Here is a 20126-nt window from a genome sequence, read left to right as displayed (position 1 = left end):
CTCCCGCCTTCTATTCGATAATATTTTCAAGTCCATAAACAAGTGAATCAATATTCATTACCGTGTTCACACAAAGCTCAACACCTGACATGAAGGACGCTCTATTATAAGAGTCATGACGAATCTTTAATGACTCTCCATCGCGTCCGAATAACACTTCTTGATGTGCAATAAGGCCTGGTAGACGAACGCTATGAAGATGTATTCCATCAAATTCTGCTCCACGTGCTCCTTCTATAATTTCTTTTTCTTCAGGATGCCCTTGCTTCTTTGGTTCCCGTACTTTAGAAATAAGCTCTGCTGTTTTAATCCCTGTTCCAGACGGAGCATCAAGTTTGCGGTCATGGTGAAGCTCGATAATTTCTACGTCTGAAAAATAACGAGCTGCCATTTGTGAAAACTTCATCATTAAGATCGCACCAATTGCAAAGTTAGGAGCAATAATACAGCCTATCCCTTTTTCTTCCGCCATTTCTTTAAGCTCTGTTAAATCTTCTTCAGAAAAACCAGTTGTACCTACAACAGCGCGTACTCCATAGCTAAGTGCAGTTTTCGTATGTAATCGTCCAATTTCAGGTGTTGTCAAATCAACTAAAACATCTGGCTTTGTTTCTGTTAAGCATGTATGAATATCTGTATAAATAGGAGCATCAATTGCCGGTAATCCTTCTACATCACTAATTTTCTTTCCTTCATTAACACGATCAATAGCTCCTACAAGCTCAAAATTTTCCGTGTTTTTCATTAAGTGAAGGGCTTCTATCCCCATACGTCCTCGTGGTCCTGCTACTACAACTTTAACTTTATTCATCTTACTTATCCTCCTCAATTTTCGTCCAACGATTCGCATCACGCGTATTAAATTTATTCATCACAAGATTATGCGATTCTTCTAAGCTAATGTTCAACGAGTTGGCTAAACAAATGAGCACAAAAAGAACGTCTCCGATTTCTTCTTCCATTGCTTTTTCTTTTTCTGTATCTTTTTTCGGTTTTTCTCCATAATAATGATTGACTTCTCTAGCAAGTTCACCAAGCTCTTCTGTCAGACGAGCCATCATCGCAAGAGGACTAAAATAGCCTTCTTTAAATTGACCAATATATTCGTCTACCTCTTGCTGCATTCTTTTCATTGATTTGTTTTCCATTTTTTCACCTCGTTCATACTAAGAGAGTTGTAAAAACGCTTCCTCTGTTCATATGTTAGCGAATGAGAACGTTCTTGACAATTATTCTAGCTTTAAAAATAGCAATTGTCACTATCAACTCTCTTTTCTATGGTAGGATAGGTGTTGAATACTACGTTAAACAGGAGGGACTTTATGCTTAAAGGAGTGCGCATAACTAACATTGTATTTATTTTGCTTGGAACCGCTATCTTTGGCTTTGGGCTTGTTAATTTCAACATGCAAAACAATTTAGCTGAAGGAGGATTTACAGGTATTACCCTGCTATTATTTTTCCTTTTTAAGATTGATCCTTCTTATTCTAACCTTGTCTTAAATATTCCACTCTTCTTCATTGGATGGAAATTGCTTGGACGCGTAGCCTTTATCTATACAATTCTTGGAACAGTAGGGCTTTCGCTATTTCTCTGGATATTCCAACGTTTTCCTATCAATTTTCATCTCGAAAACGATATGACCCTTGTTGCTCTATTTGCAGGTGTTTTCATTGGAGTTGGGCTCGGAATTATTTTTAGATTTGGAGGCACAACAGGCGGTGTCGATATTATCGCTCGTCTTGTAAATAAATATGTAGGATGGAATATGGGGCGAACGATGTTTATGTTTGATTTTGGTGTGATTGCTCTTTCACTTATTACATATTTAGATTTTAGAGAAGCAATGTACACGCTTGTTGCTGTGTTTGTTGCTGCACGCGTTATTGACGTGATGCAAGAAGGTGCTTACACAGCAAGAGGTGCCACCATTATTTCAAAGGAAAATGATAAAATTGCCCAACGTATTTTGAAGGAGATGGACAGAGGAGTCACAATTTTAAAAGGCCAAGGTTCATTTTCTAAACAAGATATGAACGTCCTCTATTGTGTTGTTGGGAAAAACGAAGTATTTAGGTTAAAGCAAGCTGTGACATCTATTGATCCACATGCCTTCGTTGCTTTCACGACCGTTCATGACGTGCTTGGAGAAGGTTTTACACTTGATGAAAATAAGATGCCATTACAACGTTAAAAGAGCCGTCCAGCTGGACGGCTCTTTCTTATTCTTCACTATTTGACATTCCTGTATAAATTAAAACAAGTCGGACAAGCTCAAGCACTGCTACAGCTGCTGCTGCTACATATGTTAAGGCTGCTGCATTTAATACTTTACGCGTGCGGCGTTCCTCATCATTTCGAATTACCCCTGAAGAAACAAGCTGTGACATTGCTCGATTTGACGCATCAAACTCAACAGGGAGTGTAACAATTTGGAATACTACAGCGGCTAGCATAAATACAATTCCCAATAATAGAAGATTTGACATTCCTGCTATAATTCCGATAAAAATCAAAATCCAAGAAAAATTCGAACCGATATTAGCAACTGGAACAAGTGAATGACGAAGTCTTAAAAACGCATAGCTTTCATGGTCTTGAATCGCATGCCCTACTTCATGGGCTGCAACAGCCGCTCCTGCTACTGATGTTCCATAGTAATTATCCTCTGATAAGCGAATAACCTTTGCACGTGGATCATAGTGGTCTGAAAGAGTCCCGCCAACTGGTTCAACTGTGACATCATAAATTCCATTGTCGTTCAAAATACGACGAGCAACGTCTGCTCCTGTCATATTTGAAGAACTATGAACTTTAGAGTATTTCTTGTAAGCACTTCTTACTTTCCAACTCGCTAAAATTGGAACTAAGATGATGATTATAAAATAAATGAGCATTCCCATTTATACGCCTCCACATAGTTAGATTTACTTATCCTCATTCTATTAAAGGGGGCGCTTCATGTCAAAAGATTTGCCTTCCTCTAATAAGAACTATGAATCGTCTGGCTTCCAATATATTTGCGCCAGCCAACGTAAAGAAGAGTCGTCACAACAATACTTCCTATTGTCATCATTACCCAAAATGGAGAAACATCAGATTGAAAAGGAGCTTTTTCAAAAAGCGTTTGAAGATCTTTTTCAATTTGTTTGAAATAAGCTTCTTTCTCTCCATCACTCATTGCCTCAAGGCTTTGATTATTCAAGAAAGCAACGTGATCATTCATTTTCTCAATATCTTGCTGATTGCGATCAACTTGTGCACTTGGAAGAATAAGATCATATTGCTGCAGAAACACGGCTAAATCTTCTTGAAATGCAACCTGATCGCCAGTTTCAGCATTTTCCTTTAACTTCCCAAAAGTACTTAACATCTCTTCTTCCATTTCTGTCCAAAGTGGTTGATGATTCGTTTGAAGCGCATCGACCAAAAGCCGGAACTGCATCACTTTTGAACTTGGTTCCTCTTCGTTGTTTCCTTGTTCTAACGCTTGTAACGCAAGACTGTGACTATATTGTAAAATTCGAAACTGCTCTGTTGAAATATGCAAACTTTCTCTATTTATTGGAGTCAGCTCGTCATTAAAACGGTCCATAAATGTGATGGCTTCCTTATAATGCTCCTGCTGCGCTAAGGACAAAGCCTGATCGGCAAGTTCATTCAACGTACTCCAACTGCTTTCTGCTTGCACAGTCACTCCTTTTTGCAACAAAAGAATCATGCAGAATAACGTTATCCATCGCTTCATGTTCGTCCCTCCTCACTACTAAACTTTATGTAAGAAAGGACGAGTTTAGACCATGTCTAATTTCTTTCAGCAATGAAATTTTGTGTATAATATTGTTCATTAACACCGACTCCAAGCTTATCAAAATCTGGATTTAACATAGCTTTCCTGTGACCTTCGCTATTAAGCCAACCTTCAACAGCTGCGATGCCATCCTGATACTCGGCAGCGATATTTTCTCCTGCTGTATCATAGGATACTCCTCCTTTTTCTAGACGATCAGCTAACTTTCCAGCCGTTGGAGAAACGTGATCAAAGTAATCATTTTCTTTCATATCTGTACTGTGTCCATATGCTACTTTAGCAGCTCCTTCACTCCATCCTAGCTCATTTAGGCCATGCCTAACCCGAATCACATTTGTAATATCAAAAATTTGTTGTTCATTCCCATGCTGAATCTCCTCTTGAATCTCTTTAGAAGGTTTTTCTGCACTTATAAGTTCCCCTCGATATGTAAGCTCATAAGGACGCTGTTCAATCAGGGTCTTAGCATCCATTGCTCTTATACTTGATATTTTATTTGTATATTGATCAAAATAAAGCTGGACAAATACGTCTTCGTATTGAATAAGGGGTTTCATCTGCATATCTGCTTCAGACATTTCAAATTGATACATATTTCCCTTATAGTTAAATTGAACTTGTGGAGAAACAGGTGTATGTTTCATCACTTCCTGTCTCGTTTCATTAATGGAATAAGGGTCTACATTGACATTATCGCCAATTGTATATACCATAACAACTTTATCTTTTTCTACACCAATTTGCATATATGAAGAAGGAGAAGAACGATAGATCCACCATTTATAACCATATTGTGATTCATCGATTCGGTCTGGTTTGCCAAAGCGTTCTGAAACATCATCTTTATTTTTACCAATTAAAGATAAAATAGACTCTTTACTTATTGGTGCTTCTTCTTTTTGGTCACTAAATGTTGCTTCTTCCTTCTGCTGATTTTTTCCCTCATCGTTGGATTTAAAAGGTATACTGCTTATCGCATAAAAAATAGCGATAACCGCAATTACAAAAAATATCTTTCTCAACTTTCCACCTTCTCTCTATCTACACTAATATATCATGTATGTTCAACAGCCTATTATTTCACTCTTATTATGTATCATACATTCTTTTTATGTTTTGTGCTTTTATTCTCCCTTTTAAAACAGTGAATATTTCTTATTATAACCTTCTTAGCTTTTTAAAAACGTGTTACAAAATAAGAGCGACAGATATTTTCTGTCGCTCACTGGTTCGGTTTTTTAAAAGTTTAGTTCTTTCGAAATTTCTACAAGCGCTAAACCTGCTTTTTCGTTTGAGTACTGATTTAATGCTATGTCTCCTAATGAAACAATTCCTGCAAGCTTGTTGCTATCTACAACAGGTAGACGACGAACTTGATGCTCTGCCATCAAAGAAACTGCTTTTTCTAATGAATCGTTTGGTGTTACTGTTACTAAATTAGGACTCATAACATCTGTAACTTGAGAAGAATTTGGTCTTTTTTCAGCTATCGCCCGAATTGCTAAGTCACGGTCTGTAATTAGCCCTACAAGATTATTTCCGTCAAGAATAGGGATAGCTCCAACATTTAGTTCTTTCATCTTTACAGCTACTTCATAGATGTTATCTTGAGTTGTACAGCAGTCCGTATGATGACTCATAATATCGCGTACAGTTTCCATTCGTTTTCTCCTCGCTTCTCGTTGTTTTTTCAGGAAAATTCCAAGCTTTCTAAAACGATTAGGAACCTCTTCCCGTAGTTAGTATGAGTTAAATCTTTCACCTTATGTACGTTGTTTTTTTGAAAAAAATATCTATAAAGAGAACGTTTTCATTGAAAGTTTTTTCCATACATACTATGATTAAGAAAAGAATATGTTTGATAAAAAGGAGTGAAGTCTTTTGCGTTTTGAACAAGTTGATTTCGATGGTCTAACCGCTCCACTTGATCGCCTTGATTACATCATGGAAAAGCACGGTCTTATTCGAGCAGAGGGCTGGGATTATGAACGTGTTACATACGATCGAAAATTTGAGATTCAATCTGATACGTACTACTTGCGCGTCCAAGCTTTTGTGATTGAAGGCGATGTAGGGGCACATAAAGCAACTTTACAACTTTTAAATCCTCTTCTTGGTAAACATTATTATCCACACGGAGTGGAATACGGTGAAGGCGAAACATTTCCTGCTCATCTTGTCGAACAATGTGAATCACTGCTTCTTGATATTGAAGGCGAACTTGGAAGTTTACAACAAAGTAAAAAAGACGAAAGAGTTTAAACTCTTTCGTCTTTTTTATTTTAGAAGAAGTCCGGAAAATAAGTTGGTTTCACGTTTTTTACTGCTTCTTGTAGCGCTTCCACATCTGAAATATCACCGTGAATCTGTCCTCCATAATAAAGGTCTATTGGTGTTATATACCCTAGCAGAATCGCAGTTAAAGGCCCAACAGAAAGCTTTAATCCTCCTTGCTCTCCATCTTTCAGTTTCTTCACTTTCCCGTGAGAAATAGCATAAGTTCCCTCATTCCATGGAGCCGAACTATCCTGAACGTTCAAAAGAAGGTCCCTTTTCATGCTGAGCTTGTAAAGAGATAGAAACTTTTCCACATCTATAATTCGGGCCATAAAATACGGCCATATTTTTTGTTCAATACGAGGATTATCCAAAAGGTGAGCAAGGATATCATTCTTCGCTGCTTTAATTGTGACTTTATCAACCATTGAATCATGTTGACAAATAAAATTCCATATAGACTTTTTAGCTTCTACGGTTATGCTTACATACTCATGTACAATCATAGTACGGTTGTTGATTTCATAGCGGAGATACCCTTCATCTTGATCATCCTTATTTTTGCATACTATGTAGTAATCTCCTTCTTTATAAATCCTCTCTCTCCACCACTTCTCTGTTCTGTTTAATGTTCCGCTATAGTGATTTTGCATTTTTGCATATAAAAACTGAAGTGCTGGCAAACTTTCTTCAAAAGAAAGTCGTACAATACATCCTTCTCCTTCTTGGAAGCGTTTAAGATCAACGTTTTCAATTGTATACTGTTTTTCGTCTACAAAAACTTCGTATCCATATTTGCGATAGAAACTTACTTTAAATGGATGAAGATAAGAAATAACTTGGCCCATTTTCCTCATCTCTACAAATGAAGCTTCCAAAAGCTTTGTAACAAGTCCTCCACGTCGATGTTCTGGATAAGACCCAACGCTTGCAATGCCTCCCATCGAATAATATTCCCCATTTATGCATACTTCTGATGAAAGGATTTGGAGATTTGCTGCAAGTTCTTCTTCTTTTTTGATGCCGAGCACTAAGTTTTCCTGCATTCTTTGAAGACGAAGTTTTTTCTCTTCCTCTGTAAATCCCCGCTGAAAAGCATAATCAGATAGCTCAATTGATTTTTTAAAATCTCTCTCATCTATTAGTTTTTCTACATTCACCTTTTCTTCCCCCTTTGCTTTTCCTTTATATTGTAAAGCGAGGTAGAATGACTTTCAAATGTTTCTATTTATTCACAATATGCTCAGAGGGGGAAAAATCGTCGGGAAGCGGTGAGATCGCATCTTTTGCTCGCTCTCTTCGTGCCCATCCAAAAAAGACGTACGCTAAAATAGAACCGTATACAATTTCTTGAATAATTTTCATCAAAACTCCACCAAGCTGTTGATCTTCTAATGGCGGAAGCGTATTAAACATTTCTGGACCTGATATATTTAATGAACCTAACATATCCACTGGCACACAAAGCGACATTGCCTGTAACCATGCATCAGGAGAGGTATATGTCTCGTAAAGCGGAGTATCTGCAAAAATAATAAGCGCGCATGCAGGCGTCAGTAAAACCCCATTAGCAAAAATATAACCTATTTTCTTAATCCCTGACATGTCATTTTCATTTACTTTATTCATAAGAGGCCACCACATGCAAAAAGAAGATACAAAAAGAAAACTTGTTACACTGCCATGTATAAAAGCATTTGTTTTTACAAAATCAAAGATAAGAGGAAGATGATAAAACGAAAAAGCACCATTGAATAATATCAGAGAAATAAGCGGTTTTGTAGCAAATGAAAAGAGCGGTTTAACCCGTTTATTAAATAGCACCGCTTCAAATCCCCATGATGGAATACCAAGAATAAAAAGAGGAGGCACAACTAAATATAAAAGAGCCATTTGCGTCATATGAGCACTAAAAATAAGATGACTTAGAAGGTCAACTGGACTTCCTTTAATAATATATAGCGTAACAATTGCTAGTACAAAAAACATTTTCGTCTGCCATGAAGTTTTTTTCCCTTTCTCAAATTGACTGTAGCCCTTATTGACTATGAGAAAATAAAGAAGAGTAATAAAAACAAGAAACAGAAAGAAATAAGGACTAAAAAGCGCGCGAAAACCAAATATATCAAGATTAGCCATGTTCTTTCTCCTTTCTCTGCATAAATGTTAGAAAAGGATCAGCATACTGCTGATCCCTTTTGTAGTTTCAAATCCAAACAATCGTTAAAAATGTCAGTACTGTTAAGAAAGCAACCAAAACACCTGAGTACAAAAAGAATGCTGCTGTTCCATGACCTCTATGACTCATATGCATAAAATAGTAAAGTTGAAAGACCACTTGCACAACACCAAGCAATAAAATAAACGGTACGATAAACCAAGCGGAGTATTTATCATAGGAGACCGCAAAAAAAGCTACTAATGTTAAAAAAAGCATAAGGGAAAAAGAGACAACTTGCATTTTCATCTCATCCCTGTTTTTCTTAAGGCGATATTCCCAATCCCCTCTTACATTTTTTTCTTCTGTCGTCATGTTTTATCCCACCATTCCCATTAAATATACGACTGTGAAAATAAAGACCCAGACAACATCGATAAAATGCCAATAAAGACTTGCGACATAGAATTTAGGCGCATTGTATAAGCTTAACCCTCTTCTTCCATTGCGAATTAAAAGGGTAATAAACCAGCTTAACCCAACCGCAACGTGCCCTCCATGAAAGCCAACAAGCGTATAAAAAGCAGATCCAAATGCGCTGCTTTTAAATGTAAACTCAAACTCATGTACATAGTGATTGAATTCATAAATTTCAAGTGCCAAAAATCCCGCTCCAAGTAAAATTGTAATAATAAACCAAACCTGCATTTTACGATATTGGAAGTTTTTCATATGATAAATCGCGTATACGCTTGTTAAACTGCTTGTTAATAACAACATTGTGGCAATAAATACAATTGGAAGCTCAAATAAATCTTGAGATGTTGCTCCTCCAGCATTGGAATCCTTTAGAGCCAAGTATGTCGCAAATAAAGAAGCAAACAAAACGGTCTCTCCGCCAAGAAAGAGCCAAAATCCTAAAAACTTGTTCTTACCTTCTAGCGTTGCTTTTTCAGGAGATTCAGGGAAATTTTCTCTTGTTAACTTTTCCTCTGCGCTCAATTATTTAACCTCCTTTTCATCTTCATCTAGAAGCTCTTCTTTATGAATGTGATAGCCATGATCATCAATCCAAGATCTTAAAAACATAGAAGCGAATGTAATAAATAACCCTCCTGCTCCAATCGGATCTCCCCAAGCATAGTCATTACGATAAAGAAATCCAATTGCCGCAATAAACAATCCAAGGGACATTAAAAGCGGTAAGATAGAGCCATTTGGCATATGAATATCTCCGACTGGCTCAGCTGGAAGGATTTCCTTTCTTCCTTCCATTTTCTCAATCCACAATGGATCAAGACCACGAACAAGAGGTGTTTGCTTAAAATTATATTCAGGCGGTGGAGATGGAATAGCCCATTCAAGCGTTCGGCCGTCTCCCCATGCATCGCCATCTACTTGTTGTTTGCTTATGCTCGTTTTAATGATATTAATCACTAAAACAAGCACAGCAACAGCCATAAACACAGCACCAATTGAGCTGATTAAGTTTGCTGTATTCCACCCTTGACCATCTAAAAATGTCCATACTCGGCGTGGCATTCCCATTAATCCAACAAAATGCTGAATAAAGAACGTAAGGTGAAAACCAATTGAAAATAACCAGAATGTAATTTTTCCAAGTTTCTCGTCAAGTATTTTCCCAAACATTTTCGGCCACCAGTAGGTAACACCAGCTAGAAGACCAAGCACAACACCACCAACAATCACGTAATGGAAGTGAGCAACAACGAAGTATGTATCGTGATATTGGTAGTCAGCAGGAGCAGCTGCAAGCATGATTCCTGTTACGCCTCCTAAAACGAACGAAGGAATAAATGAAACAGCGTAAAGCATTGGCGTTGTAAATGAAATACTTCCGCCCCACATCGTCAAAAGCCAGTTGAAGATTTTAATTCCGGTTGGCACAGCAATCGCCATTGTTGCAACAGCAAAGATTGCGTTTGCAATTGGACCAAGTCCTGTTGTGAACATATGGTGAACCCATACCATAAATCCTAAAAATCCAATAAGCACAATGGCAAATACCATTGAGGTATATCCAAAAAGACGTTTTCTTGAAAACGTTGCAAACACTTCTGAAAAAACACCAAATGCAGGAAGTATAAGAATATACACTTCAGGGTGACCAAATATCCAGAAAAGGTGCTCCCAAATAATTGTATTTCCACCAAGGGTCGGATCAAAGAAATTAGCACCAAAAAGGCGATCAAAAATCATAAGAAAAATGCCGACAGTAAGCGGTGGAAAAGCAAATAAAATGAGGGCCGAAGCAACAAAAACGGTCCATGTAAAAAGAGGCATCCTCATATATGTCATGCCAGGAGCACGCATATTAATGATTGTAACTAAGAAGTTAATCCCGCCAATGAGCGTTCCTGCCCCAGAAATCTGTAAACCAAGCGTATAAAAATCAATACCATGGCCAGGGGAGTGTAAGGATAAAGATGCATAAGACGTCCATCCTGCATCAGGAGCTCCACCTAAAAACCAGCCAAGATTAAGAAAGATTCCACCCATTAAAAACAACCAAAATCCAAGCGCATTTAAAAATGGAAAAGCAACATCTCTCGCTCCAATTTGCAAAGGAACAACAGCATTCATAAGGGCAAATATAAGTGGCATGGCAGCTAGAAAGATCATTGTGGTGCCATGCATTGTCATCAGCTCATTGTACGTATCAGCTCCAACAAACGTATTCTCAGGAATAGCAAGCTGAATACGAATAAGCATTGCTTCAATGCCACCAACAATAAAGAAAAAACCGCCTGCAATTAAATAAAGAATGGCAATTTTTTTATGGTCAACCGTTGTTAAGTAATCCCATAAAACAGACTTAGGTTTTGTATTCGCTAATGTACTCACGCGTGAACATCCTCCTTTACTTTAGAATTGTGCTATTCTTTAAGCTTCAATGTTTGTAAGTATTGTGTTAATTCATCAACTTGTTCTGGAGTTAATTCTTTATATGTTCCTGTCATTTTATTTCCTGGCTTAACTGATTCTGGATTTTCAATCCATTTTTTCAGATTTTCTTCATTGTGATCTAAAACACCAGCAATCTTTTCTCGATCTGCAAAGCCCGCCAGATTTGGAGCTGTTCTTGCTTCAGCAGGGCGTTTATCTCCTGCATCAACGGCGTGACAGCTTAGACAGTTTTGCTTAAATACTTCTTCTCCAGCGCTCGCTTCTGCTGTTGTTACTTCAGGTTTTGTATTCGCTAGATCTTTAGCCCATTGATCAAAACTTTCTCTATCAACCGCTTTTACTTTAAAATCCATTAATGCATGTGAAGGTCCACAAAGTTCAGCACATTTCCCATAAAATACGTTTCCTGCTTCTTTAGATCTCTTACTGTCGAACTCTAAATAAAACTTGTTTGTTCCATCTGTATTTGTATCAAGCTTGCCTCCTACAGCTGGAATCCAAAAAGAGTGCTTTACATCTGAAGCTTGCAAATTAAAATAAACTTTTTCGTCTGTTGGCACAACAAGGTCTTGAGAAGTAATAATCTTCTGATTCTTATACTCAAATTCCCACCAATATAAATTAGCTCTTACGTTTACAACTACCGCATCTTCTGGATTTTTCGAGCTCTTCATTTCCCTTGTGTCTGCTAATTTGAACGTGTATGAAACAGTTGGTACAGCAAGAATAACAAGCAGTAAAATTGGAATAACGGTCCACAAAATTTCTAGCTTATGATTTCCTTCTACCTGTCTTGGAAGATAGCTTTCTCTTCCTTTTCGTCGAAAACGAATAATAACGTAGATGAAAATAACTGTCACAACTACAACAACTAGAACCATAATGGCAGTGCTTAAAAGCATAAGTTCATACTGTGCGTCTGCTACTTCACCAGCTGGAGTAAGCGTTGATATAAAGGGCTCACCACAGCCAGAAAGAAACAGGATAACAAAACTGAGCAAAGATAATAGGCGCCATTTTCCCATGTTCTATCCCCCTATTCTTTTATTTTCAAATCAACTTTCGAGATAAAAGCGTTTTCTTTAAAAAAATCTTAAACCTTTACAAAAACGCTTCCTATTCTTCTATATAAAAAGTAAAGAAGAAACAAATTAAGTAAAGAAGCTAGCTAAAATCATACTTATAAAAAGAAACGTGACATAGTTAACAGAATAAACAAACATGATTCTAGCCCATTTTTCAGTTTTTAATTTCCAATATAAACTTACCCCTATTAAGAGCCAACCTATTGTTAAAATAGATGCAATAACAACGAATGTTATGCCTAACTCATAAAGATAAAAGGGTAGCGGAATTAAACAAGTTATCCATACAATCATTTGTCGCTTTGTTAGTCTATTACCATAAACAACAGGTAACATTGGAACTTTAGCAGCTCTATACTCTTCAGCTCGCAAAATGGCAAGTGCAAAAAAATGGGGAGGCTGCCAAATGAATAAAATTAAAAAGAGAATCCAGGCTTCAAGACTTAATGTAGGATCAACAGCTCCCCACCCTATTAACGGAGGAACAGCCCCTGAAATACTACCAATAATGGTATTTGTTGTATAGCGACGTTTCGACCACATGGTGTAGAAAAAAATGTATGTAAAAATGCCGACTACTCCAACAAGAGCGGCTATAACTTGAGCAGCTAACAGCATAAAAAGTCCTGTTGCTGTCAATCCAAGCCCAATAAGTAATACTGTTAAAGGTTGAAATCGACCTGTAACAGTTGGTCTTTTTTGTTTACTTTTCATAAGAGGATCAATATCTCGATCAATATAATTATTTAAGCTACAAGATCCCGCAATAATAAACGCTGAACCTACTAGGGTGAAGAAAGCAAGGTCTAGATGCTCAGTAAAAGGTTTTTCATTAAACTTGAGGGAAAGCCAAAAACCTGTAAATGTAGTGAGCATACTTGAATTTACGATGCCAATTTTAATAACAGTTAAAAACTCTTGCCAAACTGTTGTTTTAATTTCTGGATTCTGCGGTGGCAATGATACGGATTCTGTGGAATAATCCATTTCCTCTCCCCCCTTTTGACTCTCATAAAGCTACTTCAGGCTATACAGAGGTGTATCTTGCTCTTTATAAGGTTATAAACATATGAGCCTAATTTAGTATTTTTAACATTGGAAGTTGATTAGTGCGGTTTTGTCGATAATTGTGAAAGAAATATGAAAAAAATATGGACTTTTTATGTCAAACAAACAAATCCCTTATTCTCTTGTTGATTGTTTTCTATAAAAACCTCTAAAATGGATATGGAATATGTGAAAGGACTAATCTCGAGCGTAATCTTGGAGAGTTTTTAATACTTTTCTCTTAGCATACCACAAATTGTAGCGCTTTCATGCTAAAAGTTAGCTATTTTCTATAAGTTTACATTTCTGTGGTAAACGTTTTTTTTCCTGCACCTCTTCCTTTTTTCTTGTCTTTTTCATAAAAGAATTTATGATAGGATAAAGAAGCGCCTTTATAACATTTCACAACAACATACTTAACAAAAGATGCTATTGACAATGAGGATGGTGAATAATTTGCAACGCGGTTTAAAAGTATTATCTGTTATTACAACACTTGCGATGTTGTTTATTTTATTAGGTGGGGCACTCGTAACAAAGACCGGATCTGGCATGGGCTGTGGACGTTCTTGGCCACTTTGCCACGGAGAGCTTATTCCAAGTAATATTACTCCTGAGCTTATCATTGAGCTTGCTCACCGTGTAGTAACAGGAGTCGGCGGTTTTATCGTCCTAGCTTTATGTATTTGGTCATGGATTGCAATTGGACATATTCGTGAAACGAAGTTCTTATCAATCATGTCTCTTGTGTTCCTTGTTCTACAAGCGCTTCTTGGAGCAGGAGCAGTAGTTTGGGGACAATCAGATATCATTATGGCTTTACACTTTGGTGTTTCTCTTGTTTCATTTGCTTCTGTTCTTCTTCTTACTCTATTAATCTTTGAAGTGGATAAAAAACTTGATGCTGATAACGTATCTATCCGCAAACCAATGAGAGGATTTATTTATGGAACACTAGCCTATAGTTTTATTGTTGTATATTCAGGAGCGTTCGTTCGTCATACAGAGTCAAGTCTTGCTTGCCCTGATGTACCATTCTGCTATGGGACGAATATGCCAACACAATTTAATGAATGGGTTCAAATGGCTCACAGAATGGCTGCTGGTCTTATTTTTGTTCTTATTTTGATCGCTTTCATTCATGCTGCGAAACATTATAAAGATCAAAAGAACATTTATTATGGATGGTTAGCATCTCTTGTGCTTGTTTGCCTGCAGGCATTGTCAGGAGTGCTTGTTGTCTACACAAAACTAAGTCTTTTCTTCTCCCTTTCACATTCATTATTTATTAGCTGTCTATTCGGTGTTCTAAGTTATTTAGTAATGGTAGCAAGTCGAGATAAAAAGAAAAAACGTATATAATAAAAAAAGCGACGAGAGAACTCGTCGCTTTTTTTTATTTTTGAATTTCCGCTAATAAGTCACCCGTGCTAATTCCTTCACCGTTTTTAGCATAAATCTCTGTAATGACACCATCAAACGGAGCTTGTACTGTTGTTTCCATCTTCATTGACTCTGTAATCATTAAATGATCACCTTTTGAGACTTTCTCTCCTTTTTCAACAAGGACTTTCACAACTGTACCTGGCATTGAAGCACCAATATGATTCTGATTTTGTCTATCTGCTTTAACCTTAACAGCAACAGTTGATTTAATACTCTCATCTTTTATCACAACTTCACGAGACTGACCGTTAAGCTCAAAATAAACGACTCTCGTTCCGTCTGCTGCAGGCTCTCCAATTGATACAAGCTTAACAATAAGTGTTTTACCACGCTCAATTTCTACTTCAATTTCTTCGCCTAAACGCATGCCATAAAGGAATGTTGGCGTATCTAATACAGACATATCCCCAAACTGTTCAAGCGTTTTTTGATAATCTAGAAATACTTTTGGATATAGAGCAGATGCGATAACATCAAAGCTTGTTACAGGTCTGTTAAGCTTATGGAATAAGGTATCGCGAATCTCTTTAAAATCAGCTGGTTTTAACAGCTCACCAGGACGAACTGTGATTGGCTCACGCCCTTTAAGAATGATGCGCTGAAGCTCTTTTGGGAAACCACCATGAGGCTGACCAAGATAACCTTCAAAAAACTCAACAACAGAATCAGGAAAATCAAGCGTTTCTCCTCTGTCATATACATCATCTTCTGTTAAGTTATTTTGCACCATATAAAGTGCCATATCCCCTACAATTTTTGAAGAAGGCGTTACTTTCACGATATCTCCAAACATCTCGTTTACGCGCGCATACATAGCTTTCACTTCATCCCAGCGCTCACCAAGCCCAACGCCTTTTGCTTGCTGCTGCAGATTGCTATATTGTCCACCAGGCATTTCATGAACGTACACTTCTGTATGCGGAGCATTCATTCCACTTTCAAATGCGCTGTAATACTTACGAACATCTTCCCAATAGTGTCCAAGCTTCTCAAGGTTCTCAACAGCTACTCCAGGCTTTCTGTCCGTTCCTTCAAGCGCATAGTAAAGCGTGCTTGCACTAGGCTGTGAAGTTAAACCAGACATTGAACTTACTGCTACATCGACAATATCGACTCCTGCTTCAATAGCTTTCGCATATGTGAAGATTCCATTTCCGCTTGTATCATGCGTGTGTAAGTGAATTGGAATATCAATTTTATCTTTTAAAGCTGATACAAGTTCATATGCTGATTGAGGCTTCAATAACCCTGCCATATCTTTAATGCCTAGAATATGGGCTCCTGATTCCTGTAGCTCTTTTGCTAAGTCTGTGTAGTAGTTTAGGTTATATTTACGGCGAGTTGGGTCTGAAATGTCTCCTGTGTAGCATATTGCCGCTTCTGCAATCTTACCTGTATCACGAACAGAGTCGATTGCAAGACGCATACCATCAACCCAGTTCAAGCTATCAAAAATACGGAAAACATCAATACCTGCTTGTGCTGACTTTTCCACGAACTCTTTAATAACATTGTCAGGGTAGTTTTTGTAACCAACCGCATTTGATGCGCGTAGAAGCATTTGAAATAGTACGTTTGGCGCTTGCTTACGAAGTTCAATTAAGCGATTCCATGGATCTTCCTTAAGGAAGCGGTAAGCAACATCAAATGTAGCGCCTCCCCACATTTCCATTGAAAATAGTTCAGGAAGTAAACGCGACGTTGGTTCTGCAATTTTTTTCAAATCATGTGTACGCACGCGCGTTGCTAGCAATGATTGATGACCGTCTCTGAACGTTGTATCTGTAAGAAGAACTTCTTTTCGTTGTTTTACCCAATCTACAAGACCTTCTGCGCCTTCTTTATCTAAAATTTGTTTAGTTCCGTCTACAAATGGCTCACTGCTTGAAATCTTTGGAACACGTGGCTTCTCAAAAACCGGTTTTTTATTCGTTCCAATTCCAGGAAAGCCGTTAATTGTGACATTTCCGATATAAGAGAGCATTTTCGTTCCACGGTCTTTTCGCTTAGGAAAGACAAAAAGCTCTGGAGAAGCATCAATAAACGACGTATCATAATCTCCTTTTAAAAACTTTTCATGCTTTACAACATTTTCTAAAAAGGCAATGTTTGTTTTAATTCCACGGATTCGGAATTCTTTTAAATTTCGCACCATTTTAGCTGCAGCTTGTTCAAAAGTTAAAGCCCATGTTGTTACTTTTACAAGAAGCGAATCATAGTACGGTGTGATAACGGCTCCTTGAAAACTGTTTCCTGTATCTAAACGAACTCCAAAACCACCGCTTGAACGATAGGCCATAATTTTACCTGTATCAGGCATAAAATTGTTTTGTGGATCTTCTGTTGTTACACGAGATTGAATTGCATAACCGTTTGTTTTAATATCTTCTTGTAATGGTATTCCAATCGCATTTTCATGTAAAGAATAGCCATCAGCAATTAGAATTTGAGATTGTACAATATCGACCCCTGTAATCATCTCTGTAATTGTATGCTCTACTTGTACACGTGGATTTACTTCAATGAAGTAGAATTCGTCTCCAGCTACGAGAAACTCAACAGTTCCAGCGTTTATGTACTGGATGTTTTTTGCCAGCTTAACTGCTGCGTCACAAATTCTTTGGCGAAGATCTTCACCAAGCGATAAACTTGGCGCAACTTCCACTACTTTCTGATGGCGACGCTGAATAGAGCAATCACGCTCATATAAGTGAACGATATTTCCATCATGATCTCCAAGAATTTGTACTTCAATATGCTTTGGATTTTCAATACATTTCTCAACATATACTTCATCGTTTCCAAATGCTGCTTTTGCTTCAGATTTTGCTCGCTCATAAGCTTCCTTTAGTCCAGAATGACTGCGGACAATTCTCATTCCACGGCCACCGCCGCCTAGAGATGCTTTAATCATCAATGGGTAGTCATATTTTTCACCGAATTCTTCAACTTCACTTAGTGACGAAACAGGACCATCTGTACCTGGGATAACAGGAATCCCAGCGCTTACTGCTTGGTGACGAGCTTTTACTTTATCTCCAAACATATCTAAATGTTTACTTTTTGGTCCAATAAAAGTTAATCCTTCTTCTTCACAGCGCCTTGCAAATTGGATATTTTCTGATAAGAAACCATACCCTGGGTGAATGGCATCGACGTTATGTTCTTTAGCAATTTCAATAATATTTTCGATATCAAGATATGCATCAATTGGTTTTTTCCCCTCACCAACCAAATATGCTTCATCTGCTTTATATCTGTGGAAGGATCCTGTATCCTCTTTCGAATAAATTGCAACCGTTCGAATGTTCAGCTCTGTACAAGCACGAAAAATTCGAATTGCAATTTCTCCTCTGTTTGCAACTAAAACTTTCCCAATATTTTTTGTTACTGTGCTCATTTTACCCTCTCCCCTTTACATCAAAAACTTTACATCAAAAAATTTGCTATATGAAGATATATTACTTGAACTTTTTAATGCTCACAAGGGTTATGTGTAAATTTTCTGAATAACATGTCAAAAAACCACGAAGATGTACGCTTACATTTCGTGGTTTTTCGACATATTATTCACTGTTTTTTTTCAAAAAGAGCTCTCTTCCTTTGAATCTACAGCTCTCAAAGGGGATTCTTCTCCTTCTGCTTTCTTACTTCGATAATTTGTAAACATAGATATATTAACAACAATTCCCATTGAGGCTAGTAAAAGTAAAATTGAGGTTCCTCCGTAGCTTACAAAAGGAAGTGGAACACCTGTAAGGGGAATAACACCTGTAATTCCACCTAAATTGAAAAAGGCTTGAATTCCAATTGTTGTGGCAATTCCAATACAAATTAAACTTCCATATACATCTTGACATTTTTTAGCAAGCAGCAATGTTTTAATAATAATAAATGCAAGGAGAAATAAGACTGTAGCTACACCAACAAATCCTAATTCCTCTGCAATAATCGCAATAATGGCATCTGTATGTGATTCTGGGAGATAGCCGTACTTTTGCACACTTTGACCAAGACCAGCTCCAAAAAATCCTCCAGAGCCCATCGCTATATATGCATTAACAAGCTGAAATCCTTCTCCTGATGCATCTTTGAATGGATCTAACATTGTTGTAACACGGGCAATTCTTGTTGGTGAGATATACCCTGTCATCCAAGCTATTGGCAGGATAACAAGAATACACCCAACCCCTAGAGCCAAAAACTTTCTAAATGTGTACTTATTAATACCTGAACAAAGAAGAACAGCGGCAGCAATCCCTAATACAATCATGGCTGTTCCAAAATCTGGTTGAACAGCAATTAATCCAGTTAAGAATATAACGATTAAAACCGGTCCTGTAAATGCTCTTTTAAAATCATTAAGATATGGCTGACGTTTTTCAAGCACCATTGCCAAATAGAGAACAATGGCGAGTTTTACAAATTCAGAAGGCTGAATACTCAAGCCCCCAAAACGTAGCCAACTTGCGGCATTGTTCGAAACATGTCCAAATAAACTCACGAGAAAGAGTCCAACAACGACGAGCGCTAATATTCCTTTAATAAAGCGAGCATAAAGCTGATATGGAACAATCATCGTCACAAAAAACACGAGCGCTCCAATAATCAACGAGAGTTTCTGCCTTTGATAGAAGTGATCTGGTGCAAAATCATATCTTGAAACAGCCGTAATCACGCTTGCACTGTAAACCATTACAAGGCCAATTGAGCACAGAAGAACAAGCGCAATAATAATTGAATAGTCATAGTTTCGAAACATCTTTTTAAACATAGTCTCTTCCCTCGTCCCTTCAACATCGTTGAGATGAAAAAGTTGTCTGTGTTATAAGTAAGGTGCAGCATGTGTGTAGGGTATATCCCTTTCTAAGTAAGTCTAAAACCTGTCCTTTTTGAAAGTTGAGCACTATAGACAAAAAGTTCTTATTTTTATCTTTTCTTCCTTTTAGGCACAAATTCCTTTATGTATGAAATAAGAAATCTCCTACTTTTGAATGAGAGAGAACGAAACTAGGGATTATTGCCCTCTTATAACGTAAAATGATAAAAACTCAAACCGACTGAGCCTAAGTTTGAGTTTTTATATTTCTTATTTTTTTGTAAAGGCTTCATGTAGGGCTGATAGTTCACGTTCTAGGCGATCTAATAGTTGCTTCCCCTTATCTTCCTCGATAAGATGAAGTCTTACCGCAAAGTCAATTTCACGTGATAAGCCGAACATTTGTGTATCTAAAACCTCTTCATAAAGAGGACATTGCGGCATTGTTAAGTTATCCATTTGAACTTGAATAAGCTTCAAAATCTTCTCCGCATCCGCCTTTAGCAGTGCGTATGCTCTTTCACGATGATCTACTGCAACCTCAGGCGTCAAAT

At 37.5% G+C, this 20126-nt stretch carries 19 protein-coding genes; 3 read left to right on the top strand and 16 right to left on the bottom strand.

The window, feature by feature from the left end; translation table 11 throughout:
* Positions 1-10: 10 nt before the first annotated feature.
* Entirely contained in the window at positions 11-811 is an 801-nt protein-coding gene (dapB, locus tag B9N79_RS14530; protein ID WP_040058254.1) for a 4-hydroxy-tetrahydrodipicolinate reductase, read from the bottom strand.
* A 1-nt stretch (position 812) separates the two neighbouring features.
* Complete coding sequence (locus B9N79_RS14525; protein WP_019393030.1) at positions 813-1148, bottom strand: nucleotide pyrophosphohydrolase; 336 nt, start codon at positions 1146-1148, stop codon at positions 813-815.
* Between the two features lie 174 nt (positions 1149-1322).
* Between B9N79_RS14525 and B9N79_RS14520 the strand changes: the two genes are divergently transcribed.
* A complete protein-coding gene (locus tag B9N79_RS14520) occupies positions 1323-2195 on the top strand; it encodes a YitT family protein (protein ID WP_019393029.1) in 873 nt (290 codons plus the stop codon).
* Positions 2196-2223: 28 nt separating this feature from the next.
* On the opposite strand, the gene B9N79_RS14515 is transcribed toward B9N79_RS14520, so the two are convergent.
* The 4 genes from B9N79_RS14515 to B9N79_RS14500 all read right to left on the bottom strand — a co-directional run bounded on the left by B9N79_RS14515 (position 2224) and on the right by B9N79_RS14500 (position 5473).
* On the bottom strand, positions 2224-2904 hold the full coding sequence (locus tag B9N79_RS14515) for a zinc metallopeptidase (RefSeq protein WP_019393028.1): 681 nt from the start codon (positions 2902-2904) through the stop codon (positions 2224-2226).
* Between the two features lie 80 nt (positions 2905-2984).
* Positions 2985-3749, bottom strand: a complete 765-nt coding sequence (locus B9N79_RS14510; protein ID WP_019393027.1) for a sporulation protein YpjB — start codon at positions 3747-3749, stop codon at positions 2985-2987.
* Between the two features lie 56 nt (positions 3750-3805).
* Entirely contained in the window at positions 3806-4834 is a 1029-nt protein-coding gene (locus B9N79_RS14505; RefSeq protein ID WP_094041275.1) for a CAP domain-containing protein, read from the bottom strand.
* Between the two features lie 216 nt (positions 4835-5050).
* Positions 5051-5473, bottom strand: coding sequence for a CBS domain-containing protein (locus B9N79_RS14500; protein WP_019393025.1), 423 nt, complete (start codon positions 5471-5473; stop codon positions 5051-5053).
* A 220-nt stretch (positions 5474-5693) separates the two neighbouring features.
* On the opposite strand from B9N79_RS14500, the gene B9N79_RS14495 reads away from it, so the two are divergent.
* Positions 5694-6074 carry a YugN family protein gene (locus B9N79_RS14495; protein WP_040058255.1) on the top strand — a complete coding sequence of 127 codons (381 nt, stop codon included), beginning with the start codon at positions 5694-5696 and terminating at the stop codon, positions 6072-6074.
* 20 nt (positions 6075-6094) lie between these two features.
* On the opposite strand, the gene B9N79_RS14490 is transcribed toward B9N79_RS14495, so the two are convergent.
* The 7 genes from B9N79_RS14490 to cyoE form a co-directional block, all read right to left on the bottom strand.
* On the bottom strand, positions 6095-7249 hold the full coding sequence (locus B9N79_RS14490; protein WP_046216767.1) for a GNAT family N-acetyltransferase: 1155 nt from the start codon (positions 7247-7249) through the stop codon (positions 6095-6097).
* Positions 7250-7313: 64 nt separating this feature from the next.
* Positions 7314-8228 (bottom strand): cytochrome c oxidase assembly factor CtaG, encoded by a 915-nt coding sequence (gene ctaG / locus B9N79_RS14485; RefSeq protein WP_040058257.1) that lies wholly within the window; start codon positions 8226-8228, stop codon positions 7314-7316.
* 67 nt (positions 8229-8295) lie between these two features.
* Positions 8296-8622: a cytochrome c oxidase subunit IVB gene (gene ctaF, locus B9N79_RS14480; protein ID WP_019393021.1), complete on the bottom strand. Its 327-nt coding sequence runs from the start codon at positions 8620-8622 to the stop codon at positions 8296-8298.
* Between the two features lie 3 nt (positions 8623-8625).
* The gene (locus B9N79_RS14475; protein WP_019393020.1) at positions 8626-9249 is read right to left on the bottom strand and encodes a cytochrome (ubi)quinol oxidase subunit III; all 624 of its coding nucleotides are present in this window, start codon (positions 9247-9249) and stop codon (positions 8626-8628) included.
* Positions 9250-11112 carry a cytochrome c oxidase subunit I gene (ctaD, locus tag B9N79_RS14470; RefSeq protein ID WP_085118658.1) on the bottom strand — a complete coding sequence of 621 codons (1863 nt, stop codon included), beginning with the start codon at positions 11110-11112 and terminating at the stop codon, positions 9250-9252.
* 32 nt (positions 11113-11144) lie between these two features.
* Entirely contained in the window at positions 11145-12200 is a 1056-nt protein-coding gene (gene coxB / locus B9N79_RS14465) for a cytochrome c oxidase subunit II (RefSeq protein WP_046216765.1), read from the bottom strand.
* Between the two features lie 126 nt (positions 12201-12326).
* A complete protein-coding gene (cyoE, locus tag B9N79_RS14460; RefSeq protein ID WP_046216764.1) occupies positions 12327-13247 on the bottom strand; it encodes a heme o synthase in 921 nt (306 codons plus the stop codon).
* A 516-nt stretch (positions 13248-13763) separates the two neighbouring features.
* Between cyoE and B9N79_RS14455 the strand changes: the two genes are divergently transcribed.
* Positions 13764-14669 (top strand): COX15/CtaA family protein, encoded by a 906-nt coding sequence (locus tag B9N79_RS14455; protein WP_040058260.1) that lies wholly within the window; start codon positions 13764-13766, stop codon positions 14667-14669.
* A 34-nt stretch (positions 14670-14703) separates the two neighbouring features.
* Here the strand turns inward: B9N79_RS14455 and pyc are convergent, their stop codons facing one another.
* From pyc to B9N79_RS14440, 3 genes are all read right to left on the bottom strand, one after another.
* A complete protein-coding gene (gene pyc / locus B9N79_RS14450) occupies positions 14704-18153 on the bottom strand; it encodes a pyruvate carboxylase (protein WP_085118655.1) in 3450 nt (1149 codons plus the stop codon).
* Between the two features lie 183 nt (positions 18154-18336).
* On the bottom strand, positions 18337-19527 hold the full coding sequence (locus tag B9N79_RS14445) for an FtsW/RodA/SpoVE family cell cycle protein (RefSeq protein ID WP_040058262.1): 1191 nt from the start codon (positions 19525-19527) through the stop codon (positions 18337-18339).
* A gap of 315 nt (positions 19528-19842) precedes the next feature.
* Positions 19843-20124 carry an Fpa/YlaN family protein gene (locus tag B9N79_RS14440; RefSeq protein ID WP_019393013.1) on the bottom strand — a complete coding sequence of 94 codons (282 nt, stop codon included), beginning with the start codon at positions 20122-20124 and terminating at the stop codon, positions 19843-19845.
* Between the last annotated feature and the right edge of the window lie 2 nt (positions 20125-20126).

It is taken from the genome of Priestia filamentosa (genome assembly GCF_900177535.1).
Lineage (GTDB): Bacteria > Bacillota > Bacilli > Bacillales > Bacillaceae_H > Bacillus_I > Bacillus_I filamentosa.
Note: the sequence above shows the minus strand (reverse complement) of the source record. Positions and strands in the feature narration are given on the sequence as shown.

Excerpts from the sequence above, each read along its gene's own strand:
- dapB (WP_040058254.1), bottom strand. The coding sequence starts at position 811 with ATGAATAAAGTTAAAGTTGTAGTAGCAGGACCACGAGGACGTATGGGG.
- B9N79_RS14525 (WP_019393030.1), bottom strand. The coding sequence starts at position 1,148 with ATGGAAAACAAATCAATGAAAAGAATGCAGCAAGAGGTAGACGAATAT.
- B9N79_RS14520 (WP_019393029.1), top strand. The coding sequence starts at position 1,323 with ATGCTTAAAGGAGTGCGCATAACTAACATTGTATTTATTTTGCTTGGA.
- B9N79_RS14515 (WP_019393028.1), bottom strand. The coding sequence starts at position 2,904 with ATGGGAATGCTCATTTATTTTATAATCATCATCTTAGTTCCAATTTTA.
- B9N79_RS14510 (WP_019393027.1), bottom strand. The coding sequence starts at position 3,749 with ATGAAGCGATGGATAACGTTATTCTGCATGATTCTTTTGTTGCAAAAA.
- B9N79_RS14500 (WP_019393025.1), bottom strand. The coding sequence starts at position 5,473 with ATGGAAACTGTACGCGATATTATGAGTCATCATACGGACTGCTGTACA.
- ctaG (WP_040058257.1), bottom strand. The coding sequence starts at position 8,228 with ATGGCTAATCTTGATATATTTGGTTTTCGCGCGCTTTTTAGTCCTTAT.
- ctaF (WP_019393021.1), bottom strand. The coding sequence starts at position 8,622 with ATGACGACAGAAGAAAAAAATGTAAGAGGGGATTGGGAATATCGCCTT.
- coxB (WP_046216765.1), bottom strand. The coding sequence starts at position 12,200 with ATGGGAAAATGGCGCCTATTATCTTTGCTCAGTTTTGTTATCCTGTTT.
- cyoE (WP_046216764.1), bottom strand. The coding sequence starts at position 13,247 with ATGGATTATTCCACAGAATCCGTATCATTGCCACCGCAGAATCCAGAA.
- pyc (WP_085118655.1), bottom strand. The coding sequence starts at position 18,153 with ATGAGCACAGTAACAAAAAATATTGGGAAAGTTTTAGTTGCAAACAGA.
- B9N79_RS14445 (WP_040058262.1), bottom strand. The coding sequence starts at position 19,527 with ATGTTTAAAAAGATGTTTCGAAACTATGACTATTCAATTATTATTGCG.